This window comes from Vibrio navarrensis (genome assembly GCF_000764325.1).
GTDB lineage: Bacteria > Pseudomonadota > Gammaproteobacteria > Enterobacterales > Vibrionaceae > Vibrio > Vibrio navarrensis.
Genome location: NZ_JMCG01000001.1, coordinates 437,408 through 453,587, shown reverse-complemented (window position 1 = coordinate 453,587; position 16,180 = coordinate 437,408). Strand labels below are relative to the sequence as shown.

Below are 16,180 nucleotides of genomic sequence, written 5' to 3'. Positions count from 1 at the left end.
ATTTAAAACGCCGTTAACTTAACAGGAATGATATCTTTACTACCAACAATACCCTCTTCAATTGAGAAATAAGTACTTTGTGTTTTCCCTCCCAATAACCAATCAATAATTTGCTTAGGGATGTTGACTCCCGCTAAATGTGAGAATGGGTACTGCCCACCGAAACGAGCATTCATTTCCAATACATAAAATCTACCATCTTGCTCTAGACAATCCGTATCTAGCACTGCAATATGACCCAACTTCTCAGATAAATTCTTACCAATATTTTCAAGCTCTATACTTTGTAATGTAATCGCCTGATCAGTTTCCCCAGATCGCATAGCAAGTTTTTTCTTACACAACGTTGTAACATAATTCTTATCAAGGTCATTAATAACTTCGACGCCATATTCGGCCCCAGAAATACACTGTTGTATCAGAACCGATTGCTCGATATCGCTCTCAGATTCATATTTCAGGTATGATGATTTAATCTCATTTATCACTTTTTTGTAAAAAATGCTTAACTCATCCATATCATCCGCTTTATAAATACCAATAGAACCCATCCCCCAGCGAGGCTTTACAATCAGCGGAAATGATAGATTTTCGATATCTTGATGAACCTCATTTAGCGAAAGATATGTCTTAGGTGTCGTAATATTGTGACTCACTAAAAATTGATATGTCTTCCATTTATCATTGCATATTTCAATGACTGACTCATCAGAAACGACGACACGTATACCATTCTTTTCGAATTCACACTTGTGCTTAGATAATACTGGCAAGTCGATGTCAAATAATGAAATAATGGCTCGAATATTGTATTTAAGGCAATACCTTATCAAGTAATCGATATAACCATCTGAGTATATTGGCGGAGTAATAGTAAAACCATCTGCTTGCGTCAATGCATATGTTTCAATGCTATTCGCAGCGAAAACCTTACCGTCACGAGACTTTAATGCATCTTTAAAATAATTGACTAAATAGGTTCTTCGACCTACGGAAGTTAATAATATATTCATTAGTTAAGCCATTAAATTTAGTAATCCACCAGTATGCCAAAATAAAATTTTTGCATCTGGCCTTACAACCTGATTTTTAATATGATTTTCCATACCTAACCATGCTTTCCCCGTATAGGTAGGGTCAAGAATGATCCCCGATCTTATGGCGACAGACTTAATTAGACTCAGCAACTCAGCATTTGTTTGTTCGTAACCGCCACAGTTAGCAGAATCATCAAAGTTGATATCATCAAGATAACTGCTATCAAGCTTTTTATACCCAATAAACTCAGCAACTGAGTTTTTTACCGCTTCATAACCACGTTGTTTTTCTCGAGCAACACTAATCCCATAAACTTGGGCGTCAGGAAAGTAGTGCTTGAAACCGCAATGTAACCCTGCCTGTGTTGCCCCTGTTCCGCTAGCAACAAACACCGCATCAAATTGGATATCTGTTTGTTCTTTTAGCTCTTTTACTGCATCAAAATAGGCTAGCGTACCTTCATAGCAATGCCCTCCTCCCCAAATATAAAAAGGAGAGTAGCCTAGCGAAGACCAACGAAGCATTTCAGCGTCCATAACAGCTGCTACATCTTTCATTTCACAGTAGACAATTCGGATACCAAGAAGCTGTAATAACTTCAAATTGCCTGATGATTGCTCTCTAGGCTTAGCATGAATAACTATTGTACATTCTAAGCCTAATTCTTTACATCGAATTGCCGTTGCTCGAGTATGATTGGATTGAATCCCACCACAAGTTACGACTGCATTACATCCATTGGAAATACATTTTTCCAAAATGTATTTCGCTTTCCTTCCTTTATTTCCGCCGCCTGAGATTGGATATAGATCATCTCTTTTTACGTAAAGATTATCTATTGAACTATAAATTATCTTTTGAATTGGCGTGATCATATTCATATTTTCTTAACCATATTAACACCAACTATATCAGTATTTTTATATTTGAACTCATAATCTATTTTAAAACCAATTTTTTTATACAAATAGAATGCATCAGAATTTTTTCGTACTGTTAATGATAGGTTTTTAAAATTATTTTTTTTAACTCGAACAGTAACTTATTTAATAAAATCCCACCTATACCATAACCTCGAAAATCTCTATCGACAGCAATAAAAGGAATATAAGCATTTTTTTTTGATGAGTCATTCGCATAACATGCAACTAGACCAATTGTATTTGAGGCTTTATATGCTTTAAAAACAATTGCGTTACATATTAACTTTTGAGCATAATTTTTTATATCAACACGAGATGACAAAGTTGGTTGAAAGTCTTCATCTACTTTATGAAGAAACCTCTCTAACTCTTTTATCTCTTTTACATCAAGCTTACTTATTAACATTTGCATTACACTTAATTACATTTACAACAAACTCTAAATCTAATTGAGTTAGATCATTGTGTATAGGTAAACATATTACACTGTTTGATATCTCTTCTGAACACGGTAATTCGTTTTGAAAGTTACGATATTCTTTGAAATTTGTAATCAAGGGATAGAAATATCTTCTCGCCAAAATGTCATTTTTTTTAAGTGCATCAAAAAGATCATTGCGACTAATACCCAGCTTATCTTCAATAATGATTATTGGGAAATACGAGTAATTTGCTTCTACACATGATTCTTGTTTGAATGTTATTATACCATCGACTGACGCCAAGTGGTTTTCATAAAACTCAGCAATTCTTTTACGTTTAGTAATAGCCTCATCAATATACTTTAACGTTACCAAACCAAATGCAGCCTGGACTTCATTGAGTTTTGCATTCATACCACATAAGCTAATCTCTGTTTCTGATTCAAAGCCAAAGTTTTTCAGCCTATCTAGCTTGTCTTTCATTTCTTGGCTGTGGCAAACCACCGCACCACCTTCAATCGTGGAGTAGGCTTTCGTGGCATGGAAACTTAAAATAGATAGCTCCCCCATATTAAGGATAGACTCACCATCTTTCTTCACCCCAAAGGCATGGGCGGCATCATAGATAACTTTTAAGTTATGCTTATCAGCAATGGCTTGAATGGCATCATGATCACAAGGATTGCCGTAAACATGAACAGGTAAAATAGCGCAGGTTTTATCCGTGATCGCTGCTTCGATCTTGCTTGGGTCAAGATTGAAGGTTGTCGGATCTATATCAACAAATACCGGCGTTAAGTTATTCCATTTTATGGCATGGCTGGTAGCTACAAAACTATAAGGTGTGGTTATTACTTCTCCCTCAAGATCTAAAGCCTGTAGCGCAGTGATAAGAGCTAAAGTGCCGTTTGAAAAAAGGCTGATATAAGACACACCTAAATAGTCGCATAATGCTGCTTCAAGCTGTTGATGATAATAACCATTATTGGTCAACCATTTTCTCTGCCATATATCTTCTAGATAAGGGGTTAGCTCTTCTAATGGTGGTAATAAAGGTGAGGTGACTGTAATTTTTTTCATGATGGCCTACTGGTTTTAGATTGCAGCATCGACAGTATTTGTTGGTAAAGATCAGGTTGAAACATTTTAATTAATATGATGTAACTCGGAATTGCATAAATCCCAATTAAAATCAATTGTAGTAATGGATTACTGATAAACTGAATTACTAATAGTTTGCCACTTATACAAACAAACACTGCAATAGTGCCTATCGGTAATAAGTCTTGCAGTTGCTTAATTAAACCTAAGTTACCTAATTTACCGTTGTAATAAGTATTAATCACTAAAGCAAGATACGACTGTACAACCATACCTATACAGATGACAGTAACGCCATAAGGTACAGTAATAAATAGTATTAATGTGGTGATTATCTTTTTAATAATTTCTAATTTTAGAAACAGATCGGAACGGCCTTTAACTTGTAGATAATTCAGGTTGATAGAATGTATTGGGTATAACAAAAAACCTATTGATAATATCGAAACCAATATCACAGCTGGTTGCCATTGTTCACCTAAAACTAACGGCAGTAAAATATCAGCAGTAGTAGCCAAACCAATCAGTAACGGAAAAGAAACGACTGCCGCTAATCGAATAATCAATAAATAGGCACAGTTGAGCCTCTGTGGTTCTCTCTGAATTCCACTTAGTAATGGGTAAGTTACTTTTTGTATAATTGTGACCATTGTAGTTGCAGGAGTTCTAACCAATTGGTTAGCCTGAGTAAAATACCCAACATCTGTAGCACTGAACTGTTTACCTATCACTAGTTGATAGATATTTTGAAACAGTGAATCGATTAAACCTGATAAAAGTAATTTAGAGCCAAAACCAAATAAATCATTAAACGACTGACGTGAAAAACGACTGTTCGGCCACCAAAAATGGAAATAATTCAGTAGCAGTACATTAGAGATGGCAAATGTGAGCGTTTGTACAACAAGTGCCCAAACACCAAAACCTAAATGAGCTGTGATGAGTGCAACAAAACTACTCAACAAAACCGACAGCAAAGAGGCTTTAGCTTGGGTTTTAAAATCCATAACAATAGTAAGCTTTGCTTTTTGAATAACCGCAAAAGCGTTAACCATTATAACTAGACCCAAAACTCTAGCCAACTCGATTAATTCGGGCTGTTGGTAAAAACGAGCTATGCTTGGTGCTGTCAGATACAAGAGCGCGTAGCAAATAACGGCAATAACGATATTAAAATAAAATGCCGTTGAAAAATCAGCTTCCGTTCTATCTAACTTACGAATTAAAGCGGATGTCATACCACTATCAACAAACACTTGGCTAATCGCGATAAATACAGCGAGCATGCCAACTAAACCAAAAGCCTGAGGACCTAATTGACGCGCTAACAAGAGCATAACCAAAAGCTGCACAGCTTGAGTTGCTAAACGCTCAATAGCACTCCATTTTAGCCCTGTCGTCGCTTTTTGCTTTAAACTAGACATAGTTAGTTTTTCAACAAACCAGCAAGATACTGCCCATATCCATTCTTAACCATTAATTCTGCACGCTCTGCTACTTGCTCAGTAGATAACCACTGTTGACTGTAGGCAATCTCTTCTAGACAAGCGACTTTATAACCTTGTCGCTTTTCAATGGTTTCAACAAATTGTGCCGCTTCTAACAAGCTTTCATGAGTGCCAGTGTCTAACCAAGCATAGCCACGGCCGAGTAATTCAACATTAAGCTGATTTCGCTTTAAGTACATCTCATTAAGGCAGGTGATTTCCAGTTCACCGCGAGCTGAAGGCTGCACTTCCTTGGCCAGTTTTACCACTTGATTATCGTAAAAATACAACCCAGTGACAGCAAAGTTACTTTTCGGTTTGCTTGGCTTTTCTTCAATCGAAATCGCACGATTATTTTCATCAAACTCAACCACACCAAAACGTTCAGGATCTTTCACCTGGTAACCGAAGACCGTCGCCCCTTTGCCTTCACTTGCATTTTCAACTGCGTGTTGTAGTTTTGCACGAAAGTTTTGCCCCCAAAATATATTATCGCCCAACACTAAACATACTGAGGAATCGCCAATAAATTCTTCACCAATTATAAAAGCTTGCGCCAAACCATCTGGGCTCGGTTGAATCGCGTACTGTAGGTCGATGCCAAAATCGCTGCCATCACCCAGTAAACGCTTAAAACTATCCTGATCTTCTGGAGTGGTAATAATCAGAATTTCACGAATACCAGCCAACATTAATACTGAAAGTGGATAGTAGATCATTGGCTTATCGTAAACAGGGAGTAACTGCTTCGATACACCACGCGTTATTGGGTAAAGCCTTGTGCCCGAGCCACCAGCCAGAATGATGCCTTTCATGGAAAATAGGATCCTAGGTTAATAGGTACTAAGTTCTAGGAAAAGCCTAGAGCAAAGAACCTGAGATAATTTAATAAGAAGACTGAAAGTGCTTAATTTGTGCCGAGGCGCTCTCGGGAGTAAGAGCCGTCGAGAACGCGAGACCACCATTCTTGGTTGTTTAAGTACCATTCGACTGTTTTACGAATACCGGACTCAAAGGTTTCTTGTGGTTTCCAACCTAACTCGCGCTCAATCTTGCTTGCATCAATGGCGTATCGCACATCATGACCAGGGCGGTCTTTTACGTAAGTAATCAGGTCTAAATATTGATCAACACCTTGGGGTTTCTTTGGTACCAATTCTTCAAGTAGTGAACAAATCGTTTTCACCACTTCAATATTGGCTTTCTCGTTATGGCCGCCGATATTGTAGGTTTCACCCACAACACCTTCGGTGACCACTTTGTAAAGTGCGCGAGCGTGATCTTCGACAAATAGCCAGTCGCGGATCTGCATGCCATCGCCATATACAGGCAGAGTTTTACCTTCTAAGGCATTGAGAATCATCAGCGGAATAAGCTTTTCAGGAAAATGGTACGGACCGTAGTTGTTTGAGCAGTTGGTGACTATGGTTGGTAAACCGTAGGTACGCAGCCAAGATCGAACCAAGTGATCGCTCGATGCTTTAGAAGCAGAATAAGGGCTACTTGGTGCATACGAGGTCGTTTCAGTAAACAGGTCGTCTGTACCTTCTAAATCACCATACACTTCATCGGTCGAAATATGGTGGAAACGAAACGCGGCTTTGCGCTCGCCGTCCAAGCTATTCCAGTAGCTACGCGCTGCTTCTAACAAAATGTATGTACCGACAATATTAGTTTCAATAAAAGCGGCAGGCCCATCAATTGAGCGGTCTACGTGAGATTCAGCGGCCAAATGCATCACCGCATCTGGTTGGTGCACGGCAAATACACGATCCAGCTCTGCGCGATCACAAATATCTACCTGCTCGAAAGTATAGCGTTCGCTGCCTGCAACGCTGGTCAGTGATTCTAAGTTACCTGCATAAGTGAGCTTATCAAGGTTTACTACGCTATCTTGAGTATCATCGATGATGTGGCGAACCACGGCAGAGCCTATAAAGCCCGCGCCGCCAGTGACGAGAATTTTCATAAAATACTGCTCGTTTCCTTTACGCTTCTATTTATTTTGAGACAGACCAACATCGCCATCTCATTTTAGGTTCTAGGTTCTAGGTTCTAGGTTCTAGGTTCTAGTAAGAATAATTACGCCTTCTTGCTATCACCATAGCTATAGTTGTAATAACCATAGCCGTAGTAACTTGATGCACGTTTCTCGGTGGCGTTAAGAATTACGCCTTTCACCTCAATGCCCGCTTGTTCAAAGCGGTTACGTGCCACTTCAATCTCTTTCACTGTATTTTGGCCAAAACGTGCCACCATCAGCGTGGTGCCTGCTAGCGAGCCAACAATGCTTGGGTCGGTAACCGCCAGCACTGGCGGGGTATCAATAATCACTAAGTCATAGTTTTCACTCGCCCACTCCACCAACTGTTTAAAGCGCGGGTGCATTAAAAGCTCAGAGGGGTTGGGTGGCACTTGGCCGCGGGTAATAATATCGAGGTTGTCCACTTTAGCGTGTTGCACGGCGGTGGCGGTGTCGATTTTGCCTGCGAGGTAATCAGAGAGGCCATTTTCCCAGCTCAGGCCAAAACATTGCTGCAAGTAGCCTTTGCGCATATCGGCATCGATAATCAGCACTTTTTGCCCGGTTTTCGCTGCCACGGCAGCAAAGTTGGTGGAGATAAAGGATTTACCAATACCTGGCGCAGGGCCAGAGATCATCACCACGTTGTTTTTGGCTTCTAGCATGGCGAAGTGCAAGCTGGTGCGTAGACCGCGCAGCGCTTCGATGGAAAGATCGGCTGGGTTGCTCTCTGAAAGCAGCGCCAACTCTTTGTTGTGCTTGCCTTTGCGCTTGAGTTTTTCGGCCAAGGCAATTTGCAGGGTCGATTTCGGCACGCTAGCGTAAACGGAAAGGCCAATTTGCTCGATTTGATCGGGCGTTTCTACTCCGCGATGCAGCGCGGCTTTCACCAGCACAATCGCCACACTGAGCATGCCGCCCAGCAAGGTAGCTAGCACCGCAATCAGCGGTTTTTTCGGTTTGATCGGTCTGGCAAAGGTTTGCGCCTCATCCAAAATACGCACATTACCCACTGTGCCCGCTTTGATGATGCTCAGCTCTTGCACTTTATTGAGTAGCTGAATGTAGATCTGCTGGTTTACTTCTACATCGCGTGTCATGCGCAGCACTTCACGCTGGGTTTTCGGCAGCTTTTGCACTTGCAGGTTTAAACGCTCGCGCTCTTTAAGCAGGGTTTCACGTTTATCTAACAGAGAAATATAAGCCGGGTGATCTTTGGTAAAGCGCTGGCTAATTTCACTCTCTTTAAAAGTCAGCTCGTTCAGCTGCGCTTCGAGTTTCACCATCACATCAAGCGTTGATTTGGCTTCTAGGCCCAAATCGATCGAGTCGTTCTCTTGGCGAAAACGATTTAATGTGTCTTCGGCAATGGTCAGGCTGTCTTTAATGTCCGGCAGGTGGCCTTTTAAAAAGCTCAGACTCTTTTCCGCTTCTGCTGAGTTACGCTCAACGTTTTGTAAAAAGTAGGTTTGGCTAATGTGATTGAGGATGTCACTAATCTGCTTGCGGTTTTCGCCTTCAAAGCTCAGTTGTAAAATCCCGGTCTGCTTGCCGCGCTCTGAAATGGAGAGATTTTGTTTTAACCATTCAATCGCCTCTAAACGGTTGCGCTGGCCAATGGCAAACTCTTGCCCAGTGTGAGAACGCAGCTCGGTAACAAACAGTTCATAACCGTCGTTTTTCGCCAGCTCGCCCGCTTTACCTTGCAGCACTACGCTGTCATCTTCGCGCACCAGTTGGTAGCTTTGCTGCGCTTCATCGGTCACCAAAATGGTATGGCTCATCCCTTGTGCGTAATCAGGCACTTGGTAGCGGCTCACCTCAATTTGGTTGACCTTGCCTGCCATGCGCGCGATGCCCTTACCAACCAGCGGGAAGTACTTCGCCTCTGTCACTGTGGTGAGGTTAAATCTCTCCACCGTGTCGCCCAAAATCATCCGCGATTTGAGAATCTCAATTTCTGTAGTGGCGGAGGATTTTGCACTGAACAGATCCCCCATATCGCCCACCAGCGAACTAACGCCACCCGAGCTTTTTTCTTCAATTTGCAGTAAAGCATCGGCTTTGTAGATCGGCGTAGAAAGCAGCGCCACCGCCACCCCACCGACCGCGAAGATAAAGGTAATGGCGAAGATGAACCATTTGGCATCCAATAAAATACCAAGCAGCTTGCCTAAATCGATTTCGTCAGAAGCGTTATCAACAGAAGGTCGAGTTTGTGGTGTTGTCATTGTCTCGTAAATTTCCGGGTTGGTGGATTTTTGAATAAGGTTCTAGGTTCTAGGCTCTGGGTTCTAGGCTCTAGGTTCTGGGTCCTAGGTTCTGGGTCCTAGGTTCTAGGCTCTGGGTTCTGGGTTCTAGGCTCTAGGTTCTGGGTTCTGGGTTCTAGATTTTGCTCTTCCTAGGAACTAGGGCCGCTTTTCCCCTAGGACCCGCTCTTAACCGCTCTTCTACAACTTCTTCGCCCAGGCTTGGGCGGCTTCGTCAATTAACTTGTAAGCGTAGTCAAAGGCTTCTTTACTTTGTCTGTATGGGTCGGGGATCTCTTTTTGCCCGATCCATTGGCCGAATAACATGGTTTTACCGCGTGCTTCTGGCGCTATTTGTGTCAGCGCTTCCATATGGCTTTTTTCCATCACTAAGATGAGATCATACTGGCTGCATAGCTGCGGGGTTAACTGCTGAGAGTGATGGTTTTCTACATCCACCCCGTGCTCGGCCGCGACTTCGATCGCCATGGGATCGGCTGGCTTACCGACTAAACGGCTTTTTTCCGCCGCAATGCCCGCAGAAGCGATGGTTTTATGCGGCAGTAACTTTTGCAACACACGCTCCCCAGTAGGAGAACGGCAGATGTTACCGACACAAACGACTAGAATTTTGTTAAACATGCCTTACAGCCTATCGATATAAAGTTTTTGGGTCCTGGGTACTAGGTTCTGGGGTCCTGTGGTCCTGTGGTCCTGTGGTCCTGTGGTCCTGTGGTCCTGTGGTCCTGTGGTCCTGTGGTCCTGTGGTCCTGTGGTCCTGTGGTCCTGTCAAACTGGAAACAACAGCCACATCTATTGTGTCAAGTCTTATCGTACCGTGCCTTTGCGAATTTTGATCAACTTCGCCAGCATGACAGAAATATGCTTGGCTTCTTGAATGAATGCCATTCCTTGCTCTTTGCTGATGTAGCCCAGCTCAATCGCGATATAGAGTTGAGTAATCATTTCTCCACAAGAACCCTTTGCTATATATAAAAAGCGGGCAGACTCTTTGGCAGTTTCTCTCTCTTCGCCCTCGGAAATATTCGAAGGGATTGAAAGAGAACTGCGTGTTAGCTGGTCAAGCAAAGCATAATTTTTACACTGCCGGAGAGATTTAACGATATCAACCGAAAGCCTTGAACTCTTTTTCCAAACCTCAAGCGTTTCAAATCCCAACACCCTCATCTTTCATCCTTGTTTAAGTGTATTAGAACCGCTTTTCTAGGACCATAGGACCGCTCTTAACCGCTTTCGCCCTTCCCCGCCCTTCAGGACCATAGGACCATAGGGCCGCTTTTAACCGCTTTTAACCGCTTTTAACCTTTCTTACGGCCAAGTTTTTACCCTTAACGCGCCTTCGGTTAGGTTGTTAAAGCCATTGATGGTTGGCAGTAGCTGGCCGATCAAACGGTTCCAGCGGGTGATTGGCGCGGCGGTAACGTAAACAATGTCATACGGTTTGAGGTCAAACTCGGTGCCGATGACTAAAGCAGAGGCGTCTTTGATATTGAGTTGGTAGATGTCGGCCATGCGCTCAGATTTGTTGTCTGAAGTGCGGATGACAAACACGCCAGTTGCGTCGGCAGAGAGCTCGTTAATACCGCCAACACTGCTGAGGGCTTCGGTCAGGCTCATGCCAGAGCGGTCCATCTTCAACAGTTTGGGATCTTTCACTTCACCCATCACAAACACTTTTTGCGCGTCGTTGCGCGGCACGTGGACGATGTCGCCCGGTTGCAACAAACGGTTTTGTGTGAGATCGCCACGCTGCATCAGCGCATAAAGGGAGATTTGTTGCTCTTCACCGTTGCGCGTTAGGGTCACATTGCGCCAATCGGCGTCTTGCGCGAGGCCACCAGCGCGGTTAACCGCATCTAGCAGGGTGAGCGGAATATTGGTGATCGGCTGTTGGCCTGGGTTCGAAACTTCCCCTGTGATGTAGGCTTTTTTCGAGCGAAACGCGGCAACGTTTACGTCCACCTGCGGGCTTTCGATAAATTTCGCCAAGCGCTTGGCGATATCGGCACGTACTTCACGCACGGTTTTGCCCGCCACCTCAACAGTGCCAATATAAGGGTAGAAAATGGTGCCATCGGCATGAACCCAGTTACCAGCCTCTTCGGCGCTACGGTAAGAGCCAGCAGGAATGGTCAGTTCGGGGTGGTCCCAAATGGTCACGTTGAGAATATCACCCGGGCCAATGCGGTATTCGTAACGCGCAAGCTGGCTATCAAGCTCAGGGTTGGCGCGAGAAACCGAAGGCGGCGTGGTGAGGTAAGTCGAGATGGTTTGCGTTGTCAGCGGGTAGAGATTCACCATTTGCGAGAGATCGTTTTCTTCGCTCTGATTGGTTTCAACGCGCGTTTTGTTGTCGGTGGGGAGGTGAGAGCCGGGTACGGTACATCCAGCAAGCAAGATAGGTAGCAAGGTTGCTAACAGAAGTTTTCTTTTTAGTTCCATGTAAGCCAAATCATCATAATGCCAGAGTGATTAACCGCACTCTTGGGTGAACACAAAGTGGTTTTGATTTCCGGAGTCCCTAGCCATTGCTAGGTTCAGGTATTCAATATAGTTAAACACGCTTCCATGATCGCACTTAACTATATTTTATAATCTGATTTTTTAGTCTGTTTGCACAGCCCGACTCTAAAACCCGATATTCCGTTATTTTTCATTCTGTTACTTACGCTGTCTAATGCCGAACAAGGGATTAGAACAGCGCCAGTTGTTTGCACACACCAAGATGAGCTCTTTGTTAACGCTTTGATATTAAACATCTATTTAATCAGAGCATCACAGTTTAGGCACGCTACCGCCCGTTGGTGTATACGCACAACCACACAGCGCATGATGAACTTGCCGCCGGGCAAAAGACCAAACGACAAATTACTGACGTTTCATGACAGTTGTTAGGATTCTGTCATGATTAATAATATTTATGGCGGCTTATTATCCATATTGTGGCGTACAGCACAAATTGTTTTTTGGGGGGAAGAGAGAAAGAGAAGGTTCTGGGTTCTGGGCCCTTGGTTCTGGGAAAGCAAGGGCGGAAGAGAAGGTCCTATGGTCCTGTGGTCCTGTGGTCCTGTGGTCCTGTGGTCCTGTGGTCCTGTGGGAAAGGCTAAAAGCGTTACTAGGGAAAGCAAGGCCCTTGGTTCTAGGAAAGCAAGAGCGGAAGAGAGGGAAAAGAAGGTTCTAGGTTCTGGGCCCTGGGTTCTGGGAAGAGCAAAAGCAGGTAAAGCAGGAAACGAGTTTTCTAGAAGCTAGGTTACGAGGGCAAGCAAAAGCGGAAAAGCAGGACCGCTCTTCCTGCTCTTCCCTAGAACCTAGCAACCTTCTTTTCCTAGAACCTAGTACCTTTTTTCCCCGCTCTTCCTAGAACCTAGTAACCTAGGAACCAGGACCGCTTTTCCCCGCTCTTCCTAGTACCTAGTACCTTTCCTTTCCCTTCCCCCCTTTTTCTATGAATTTTTCTTGAGGTAGATTTTGCTCAGTATTTACACATTGTTAATATAACGCTATGCTTGAGGTTGCGTTTGGATCCAATTAAAACAACCGGAGCGTAATTTTGAAAACTAAACTATTAACAGCATGTGTGGCTGCAGCGTTGCTTGCAGGTTGCGGCAGTGATGGCAAAGATCCACAACAACAAGTTCAAGCATTTGACGGTGCGATTCAAGATATCGCGGGTACTTATTCTTGTACTGCGGATGGCGTAACTGAAACTGGCACTCTACCAAAAACGGCTTACAGTGGTTTTTCTACGGTAACAACCACTGTAGATTCTCTACTTTTCTCTAACCCAAGTAGCTGTACCTTTACCTTTAACCCAACAGCGGGTGCGGTAGACGTATCTAACGGCAAATCAATGGCAGATGTTTCGCTATCTATCCCTCGCGGTTTTGCAACATCTGGCTCTAAAATTGCTGCAACACCGTTTACTTCACTAGTAGCACAAACTCTAAATGGCGCAGACTACACAGAAGCGGCTGCAACTCAAGTTCTGCAAGACCTAGGCCTAGGTCCTGTATTGAACGCAGGCGTTACTGCAGCAGAACTGATGACTGACCTTGAAGGTGCTATCTCTAAGCTGAAAAACAGTGCGGATGAGAACACCAAGAAACTGGCGGGTCAGTTAACGGCAACGACTCACGTATTGACTGACGTGCTGGTGAAAAAAGGCACTCTAACCTCTACTGAAACTGCAGTTATGGCGAAAAACCTCGCCGCAACCGTGACTTCATCAAACCCTTTCTACCCAGCAGCAGGCGCTACGGGTACAGGCGGTAACATTGTGGTTGATGTTAAAGCGACGGTAGACGCTGTTATTGCAGATCCAGCGACTAAAGTGACTATGACTAACCCAGCAACGACTATCGATGACATCCCTGCGGATGTTAAGACTGAGGTCGGTAATAGTGAGAGCCCAGCTAAACCTGTAGATCCAAACCCAGGCACTGGTACTGGCACTGGCACTGGTTCAGGCGGCGGCAGCACTGGCGATTAATTTCGGCTGAAACACGCTTTTTAAAGGCACTCTTTGTGAGTGCCTTTTTGTTATCAAATGGACTCTTTTTTTCTTAGGATACCCGATGAAGCTTAATCCTATTCGCTTGGCGATGCTGCTGGGTGGTTTACCTTTAAGCAGCGCTGCTCTAAGTGCGCCTTTATCTGTCACTTCGGCCAATCAGGCGTTTTCCGGCCTCGTTTTAACCCCCAACGCACAAGTGATGCAAAGCGGCGACTTTAGTTATACCTTTGCTCAAGGGGTACCCTTTCGTGGCGAAATTGCTGAGCTGGATGTGCTGAAGTTTTCCTTAGGCCTTTTCCAAGGGTTGGAAGCCCATGGGCGTATTGTAACGAAAACCTACGATACCAACTTGTATGAGGACCCCAGTGGCGGCATTCGCGATCTCTCCGCATCGTTTAAATACCAGATCCCCAATTTCTACCACCATGACAACCTTAAACTGGCTTTTGGTATGCAAGATTGGGGCGGCGCGGCCAACAATTTTGAAACCAAATACGCAGTCGCGGACTACACCTTTGATGCGTTGCCCGTACGTGCCAGCCTTGGTTATGGCTCTTCCACCTTAAACCCGCAAGTGATGAACGGCGCGTTTGGCGGCGTGGAATACCAACCGTTTGATTTCGTTCAGTTACTCGGCGAGTACGACAGCGTGGCTTACAATGCGATGGTTAAAGTGATGACGCCGAAAGATTTCCTCCCTTACGGCGTGAAAGCCTCGCTCGGTTATCAGCTTTACACCAGCCATGAAAAGAGTGAACAGCCCCTATGGCAAACCCAAGTGAGCGTGCCGCTGGCAGGTAAATTTATCACCGAACCCACCCAAGTCAGCGACCGCCTCACCCTTCAAGACAAACTGACCATAGCGCAGCAAAATGCACAAAGCGCTTCGCTACAAGCATTAAAACAAGCGCTGCTGGGCGAGGGCTTTTTGAATGTGCGCCTCGGCCGCCACGATGGGCAGTTGATTATCACCCTAGAAAACCGCCGTTATAACCAAAACCAAGTTGATGGCCTTGGTGTGGCTCTGGGGATAGTGTCTAGCTACTATGGGCAAAGCGCCGCAGCAGAGCTCGAACTGACTAACGACAAGTTCCAAGTGATCGCCCTGACCAATGGTATTGCGACTAGCAAAGTAAGCACTTCTGCGCAGTGTTATCGCGATTTTCTGCGCGACAACATCGCCTGTCGCGATCTCGCCTTTGACACCAGCAACCCAGGTGAAATGCTCGACGCCGCCGATTGGCAGGGCGAGCAACAAGCGTCCGGTTTTGGCCGCGTACAACTTAGCCTTGCACCAACACTGCGCTATGGCGTCGCAACCGAGTACGGGGTGTGGGATTACAGCTTAGCCTTAGCCAGCAATATTTACGCGCCGTTATGGAAAGGTGCCGCACTGGATATTCGCCATGTGACGCCAGTGGCCAACAGTGATGACTACGAAGAAGGTGGCTACTGGCAAAATTCAGCCTTTGAGCGCGGGGTGGATCGCGTGGTGGCTCACCAAGCCTTCTCCCTACCTTATGGCTTTGGCTATCAATTGTCTTTTGGCCGCATTCGTACTGATTACGAAGGGTACACCCATGATCTCGCTTGGCACTCTCCGCAAGGTCACCATTCACTTTCTTACCAGTACAGCGATTATGAGCACCGCGATATTAAAGGTCAGGAAAAGTCGGTCAGCTTAGCGGGTTACCACTACTCACGCCCAGAGTGGGATTGGCAATTGGATATTGTCGGCGGCGAGTTTTGGAACAGCGACAAAGGCTATGAGATCACCACCAACCACTGGTTTGGCGATTTCAACGTTTTCGCTCGTTACCTCAATAGCCAGTTCGAAGGCAGAGACAAAGAGCAATTTTTAACGCTTGGTGTCGCCTTCCCGATTGATGTATGGCGAGGCATGAAACCGGGTTACCTTCAGGTTCGCGGCATCGACCAGTTTGATTTCTCACTGCAAACCCGTATTCATGAGAAACACAACTACATCAATAGCGGCCTTGGCGGCGCAGTCAACTTCCAACACAGTTTGGAACGTCAATACCACAACCGTGGTCGCTATGGCGCCGGCTACTTCGAAAACCAACAAGTACGTTTACGAAATGCGTATTTGAGGTATTTGGATAGGGATTAAGAGCGGAAGAGAGGGAAAAGAAGGTCCTAGGCCCTGGGGACCTGGGTACTGGGGAAAGGCAGGGACTAGGGAGAACAAGGGCGGAAAAATGGTCCTGTGGTCCTGTGGTCCTGGGCTCTGGGAAAAGCAAGAGCGGAAGAGAAGGTCCTATGGTCCTGGGGAAAGCGGAAGAGAAGGGACGAGTTTTCTAGAAGCTAGGTTACGAGGGAAAGCAAAAGCGGAAAAGCAGGACCTAGAAAAGCAGGACCGCTCTTCCCGCTTTTCCTGCTCTT

14 protein-coding genes are annotated in these 16,180 nt (G+C 44.8%); 3 read left to right on the top strand and 11 right to left on the bottom strand.

Translation table 11 applies throughout. The features are described from left to right. Nucleotides 1–2 precede the first annotated feature (2 nt). From EA26_RS02035 to EA26_RS01985, 11 genes are all read right to left on the bottom strand, one after another. The gene (locus tag EA26_RS02035; RefSeq protein ID WP_039422859.1) at nt 3–1,013 is read right to left on the bottom strand and encodes an ATP-grasp domain-containing protein; all 1,011 of its coding nucleotides are present in this window, start codon (nt 1,011–1,013) and stop codon (nt 3–5) included. Between the two features lie 3 nt (nt 1,014–1,016). Continuing rightward, on the bottom strand, nt 1,017–1,919 hold the full coding sequence (locus tag EA26_RS02030) for a 1-aminocyclopropane-1-carboxylate deaminase/D-cysteine desulfhydrase (RefSeq protein WP_081947016.1): 903 nt from the start codon (nt 1,917–1,919) through the stop codon (nt 1,017–1,019). Between the two features lie 115 nt (nt 1,920–2,034). Beyond that, nucleotides 2,035–2,367, bottom strand: a complete 333-nt coding sequence (locus EA26_RS02025; RefSeq protein WP_160173450.1) for a GNAT family N-acetyltransferase — start codon at nt 2,365–2,367, stop codon at nt 2,035–2,037. Next, nucleotides 2,354–3,463, bottom strand: coding sequence for a DegT/DnrJ/EryC1/StrS family aminotransferase (locus EA26_RS02020; RefSeq protein WP_039422850.1), 1,110 nt, complete (start codon nt 3,461–3,463; stop codon nt 2,354–2,356). The genes EA26_RS02025 and EA26_RS02020 overlap by 14 nt, the downstream gene beginning before the upstream one ends. Continuing rightward, nucleotides 3,460–4,908, bottom strand: coding sequence for a lipopolysaccharide biosynthesis protein (locus EA26_RS02015; protein ID WP_039422847.1), 1,449 nt, complete (start codon nt 4,906–4,908; stop codon nt 3,460–3,462). The genes EA26_RS02020 and EA26_RS02015 overlap by 4 nt, the downstream gene beginning before the upstream one ends. A 2-nt stretch (nt 4,909–4,910) precedes the next feature. Next, on the bottom strand, nt 4,911–5,786 hold the full coding sequence (gene rfbA / locus EA26_RS02010) for a glucose-1-phosphate thymidylyltransferase RfbA (protein ID WP_039422844.1): 876 nt from the start codon (nt 5,784–5,786) through the stop codon (nt 4,911–4,913). A gap of 92 nt (nt 5,787–5,878) precedes the next feature. Then, nucleotides 5,879–6,940 carry a dTDP-glucose 4,6-dehydratase gene (gene rffG, locus EA26_RS02005; RefSeq protein WP_039422840.1) on the bottom strand — a complete coding sequence of 354 codons (1,062 nt, stop codon included), beginning with the start codon at nt 6,938–6,940 and terminating at the stop codon, nt 5,879–5,881. A 113-nt stretch (nt 6,941–7,053) separates the two neighbouring features. Next, nucleotides 7,054–9,225, bottom strand: coding sequence for a polysaccharide biosynthesis tyrosine autokinase (locus EA26_RS02000; protein WP_193244165.1), 2,172 nt, complete (start codon nt 9,223–9,225; stop codon nt 7,054–7,056). A gap of 219 nt (nt 9,226–9,444) precedes the next feature. Next, nucleotides 9,445–9,885: a low molecular weight protein-tyrosine-phosphatase gene (locus EA26_RS01995; RefSeq protein WP_039422831.1), complete on the bottom strand. Its 441-nt coding sequence runs from the start codon at nt 9,883–9,885 to the stop codon at nt 9,445–9,447. A gap of 186 nt (nt 9,886–10,071) precedes the next feature. Continuing rightward, on the bottom strand, nt 10,072–10,431 hold the full coding sequence (locus EA26_RS01990) for a four helix bundle protein (protein WP_039422829.1): 360 nt from the start codon (nt 10,429–10,431) through the stop codon (nt 10,072–10,074). Between the two features lie 141 nt (nt 10,432–10,572). Beyond that, a complete protein-coding gene (locus tag EA26_RS01985; RefSeq protein WP_039422828.1) occupies nt 10,573–11,706 on the bottom strand; it encodes a polysaccharide export protein in 1,134 nt (377 codons plus the stop codon). A gap of 462 nt (nt 11,707–12,168) precedes the next feature. Here EA26_RS01985 and EA26_RS22125 point away from each other — a divergent pair, with 462 nt between their 5' ends. The 3 genes from EA26_RS22125 to EA26_RS01970 all read left to right on the top strand — a co-directional run bounded on the left by EA26_RS22125 (nt 12,169) and on the right by EA26_RS01970 (nt 15,908). Then, a complete protein-coding gene (locus EA26_RS22125) occupies nt 12,169–12,513 on the top strand; it encodes a hypothetical protein (protein WP_039422826.1) in 345 nt (114 codons plus the stop codon). Nucleotides 12,514–12,814: 301 nt separating this feature from the next. After that, nucleotides 12,815–13,753 (top strand): hypothetical protein, encoded by a 939-nt coding sequence (locus tag EA26_RS01975; RefSeq protein ID WP_152593648.1) that lies wholly within the window; start codon nt 12,815–12,817, stop codon nt 13,751–13,753. Between the two features lie 85 nt (nt 13,754–13,838). Next, nucleotides 13,839–15,908, top strand: coding sequence for a YjbH domain-containing protein (locus tag EA26_RS01970; RefSeq protein ID WP_039422822.1), 2,070 nt, complete (start codon nt 13,839–13,841; stop codon nt 15,906–15,908). The last annotated feature ends 272 nt before the right edge of the window (nt 15,909–16,180 follow it).

Excerpts from the sequence above, each read along its gene's own strand:
- EA26_RS02000 (WP_193244165.1), bottom strand. The coding sequence starts at position 9,225 with ATGACAACACCACAAACTCGACCTTCTGTTGATAACGCTTCTGACGAA.
- EA26_RS02030 (WP_081947016.1), bottom strand. The coding sequence starts at position 1,919 with ATGAATATGATCACGCCAATTCAAAAGATAATTTATAGTTCAATAGAT.
- EA26_RS01990 (WP_039422829.1), bottom strand. The coding sequence starts at position 10,431 with ATGAGGGTGTTGGGATTTGAAACGCTTGAGGTTTGGAAAAAGAGTTCA.
- EA26_RS02035 (WP_039422859.1), bottom strand. The coding sequence starts at position 1,013 with ATGAATATATTATTAACTTCCGTAGGTCGAAGAACCTATTTAGTCAAT.
- EA26_RS02015 (WP_039422847.1), bottom strand. The coding sequence starts at position 4,908 with ATGTCTAGTTTAAAGCAAAAAGCGACGACAGGGCTAAAATGGAGTGCT.
- rfbA (WP_039422844.1), bottom strand. The coding sequence starts at position 5,786 with ATGAAAGGCATCATTCTGGCTGGTGGCTCGGGCACAAGGCTTTACCCA.
- EA26_RS01995 (WP_039422831.1), bottom strand. The coding sequence starts at position 9,885 with ATGTTTAACAAAATTCTAGTCGTTTGTGTCGGTAACATCTGCCGTTCT.
- rffG (WP_039422840.1), bottom strand. The coding sequence starts at position 6,940 with ATGAAAATTCTCGTCACTGGCGGCGCGGGCTTTATAGGCTCTGCCGTG.
- EA26_RS01970 (WP_039422822.1), top strand. The coding sequence starts at position 13,839 with ATGAAGCTTAATCCTATTCGCTTGGCGATGCTGCTGGGTGGTTTACCT.
- EA26_RS02025 (WP_160173450.1), bottom strand. The coding sequence starts at position 2,367 with ATGTTAATAAGTAAGCTTGATGTAAAAGAGATAAAAGAGTTAGAGAGG.
- EA26_RS01985 (WP_039422828.1), bottom strand. The coding sequence starts at position 11,706 with ATGGAACTAAAAAGAAAACTTCTGTTAGCAACCTTGCTACCTATCTTG.
- EA26_RS22125 (WP_039422826.1), top strand. The coding sequence starts at position 12,169 with ATGATTAATAATATTTATGGCGGCTTATTATCCATATTGTGGCGTACA.
- EA26_RS02020 (WP_039422850.1), bottom strand. The coding sequence starts at position 3,463 with ATGAAAAAAATTACAGTCACCTCACCTTTATTACCACCATTAGAAGAG.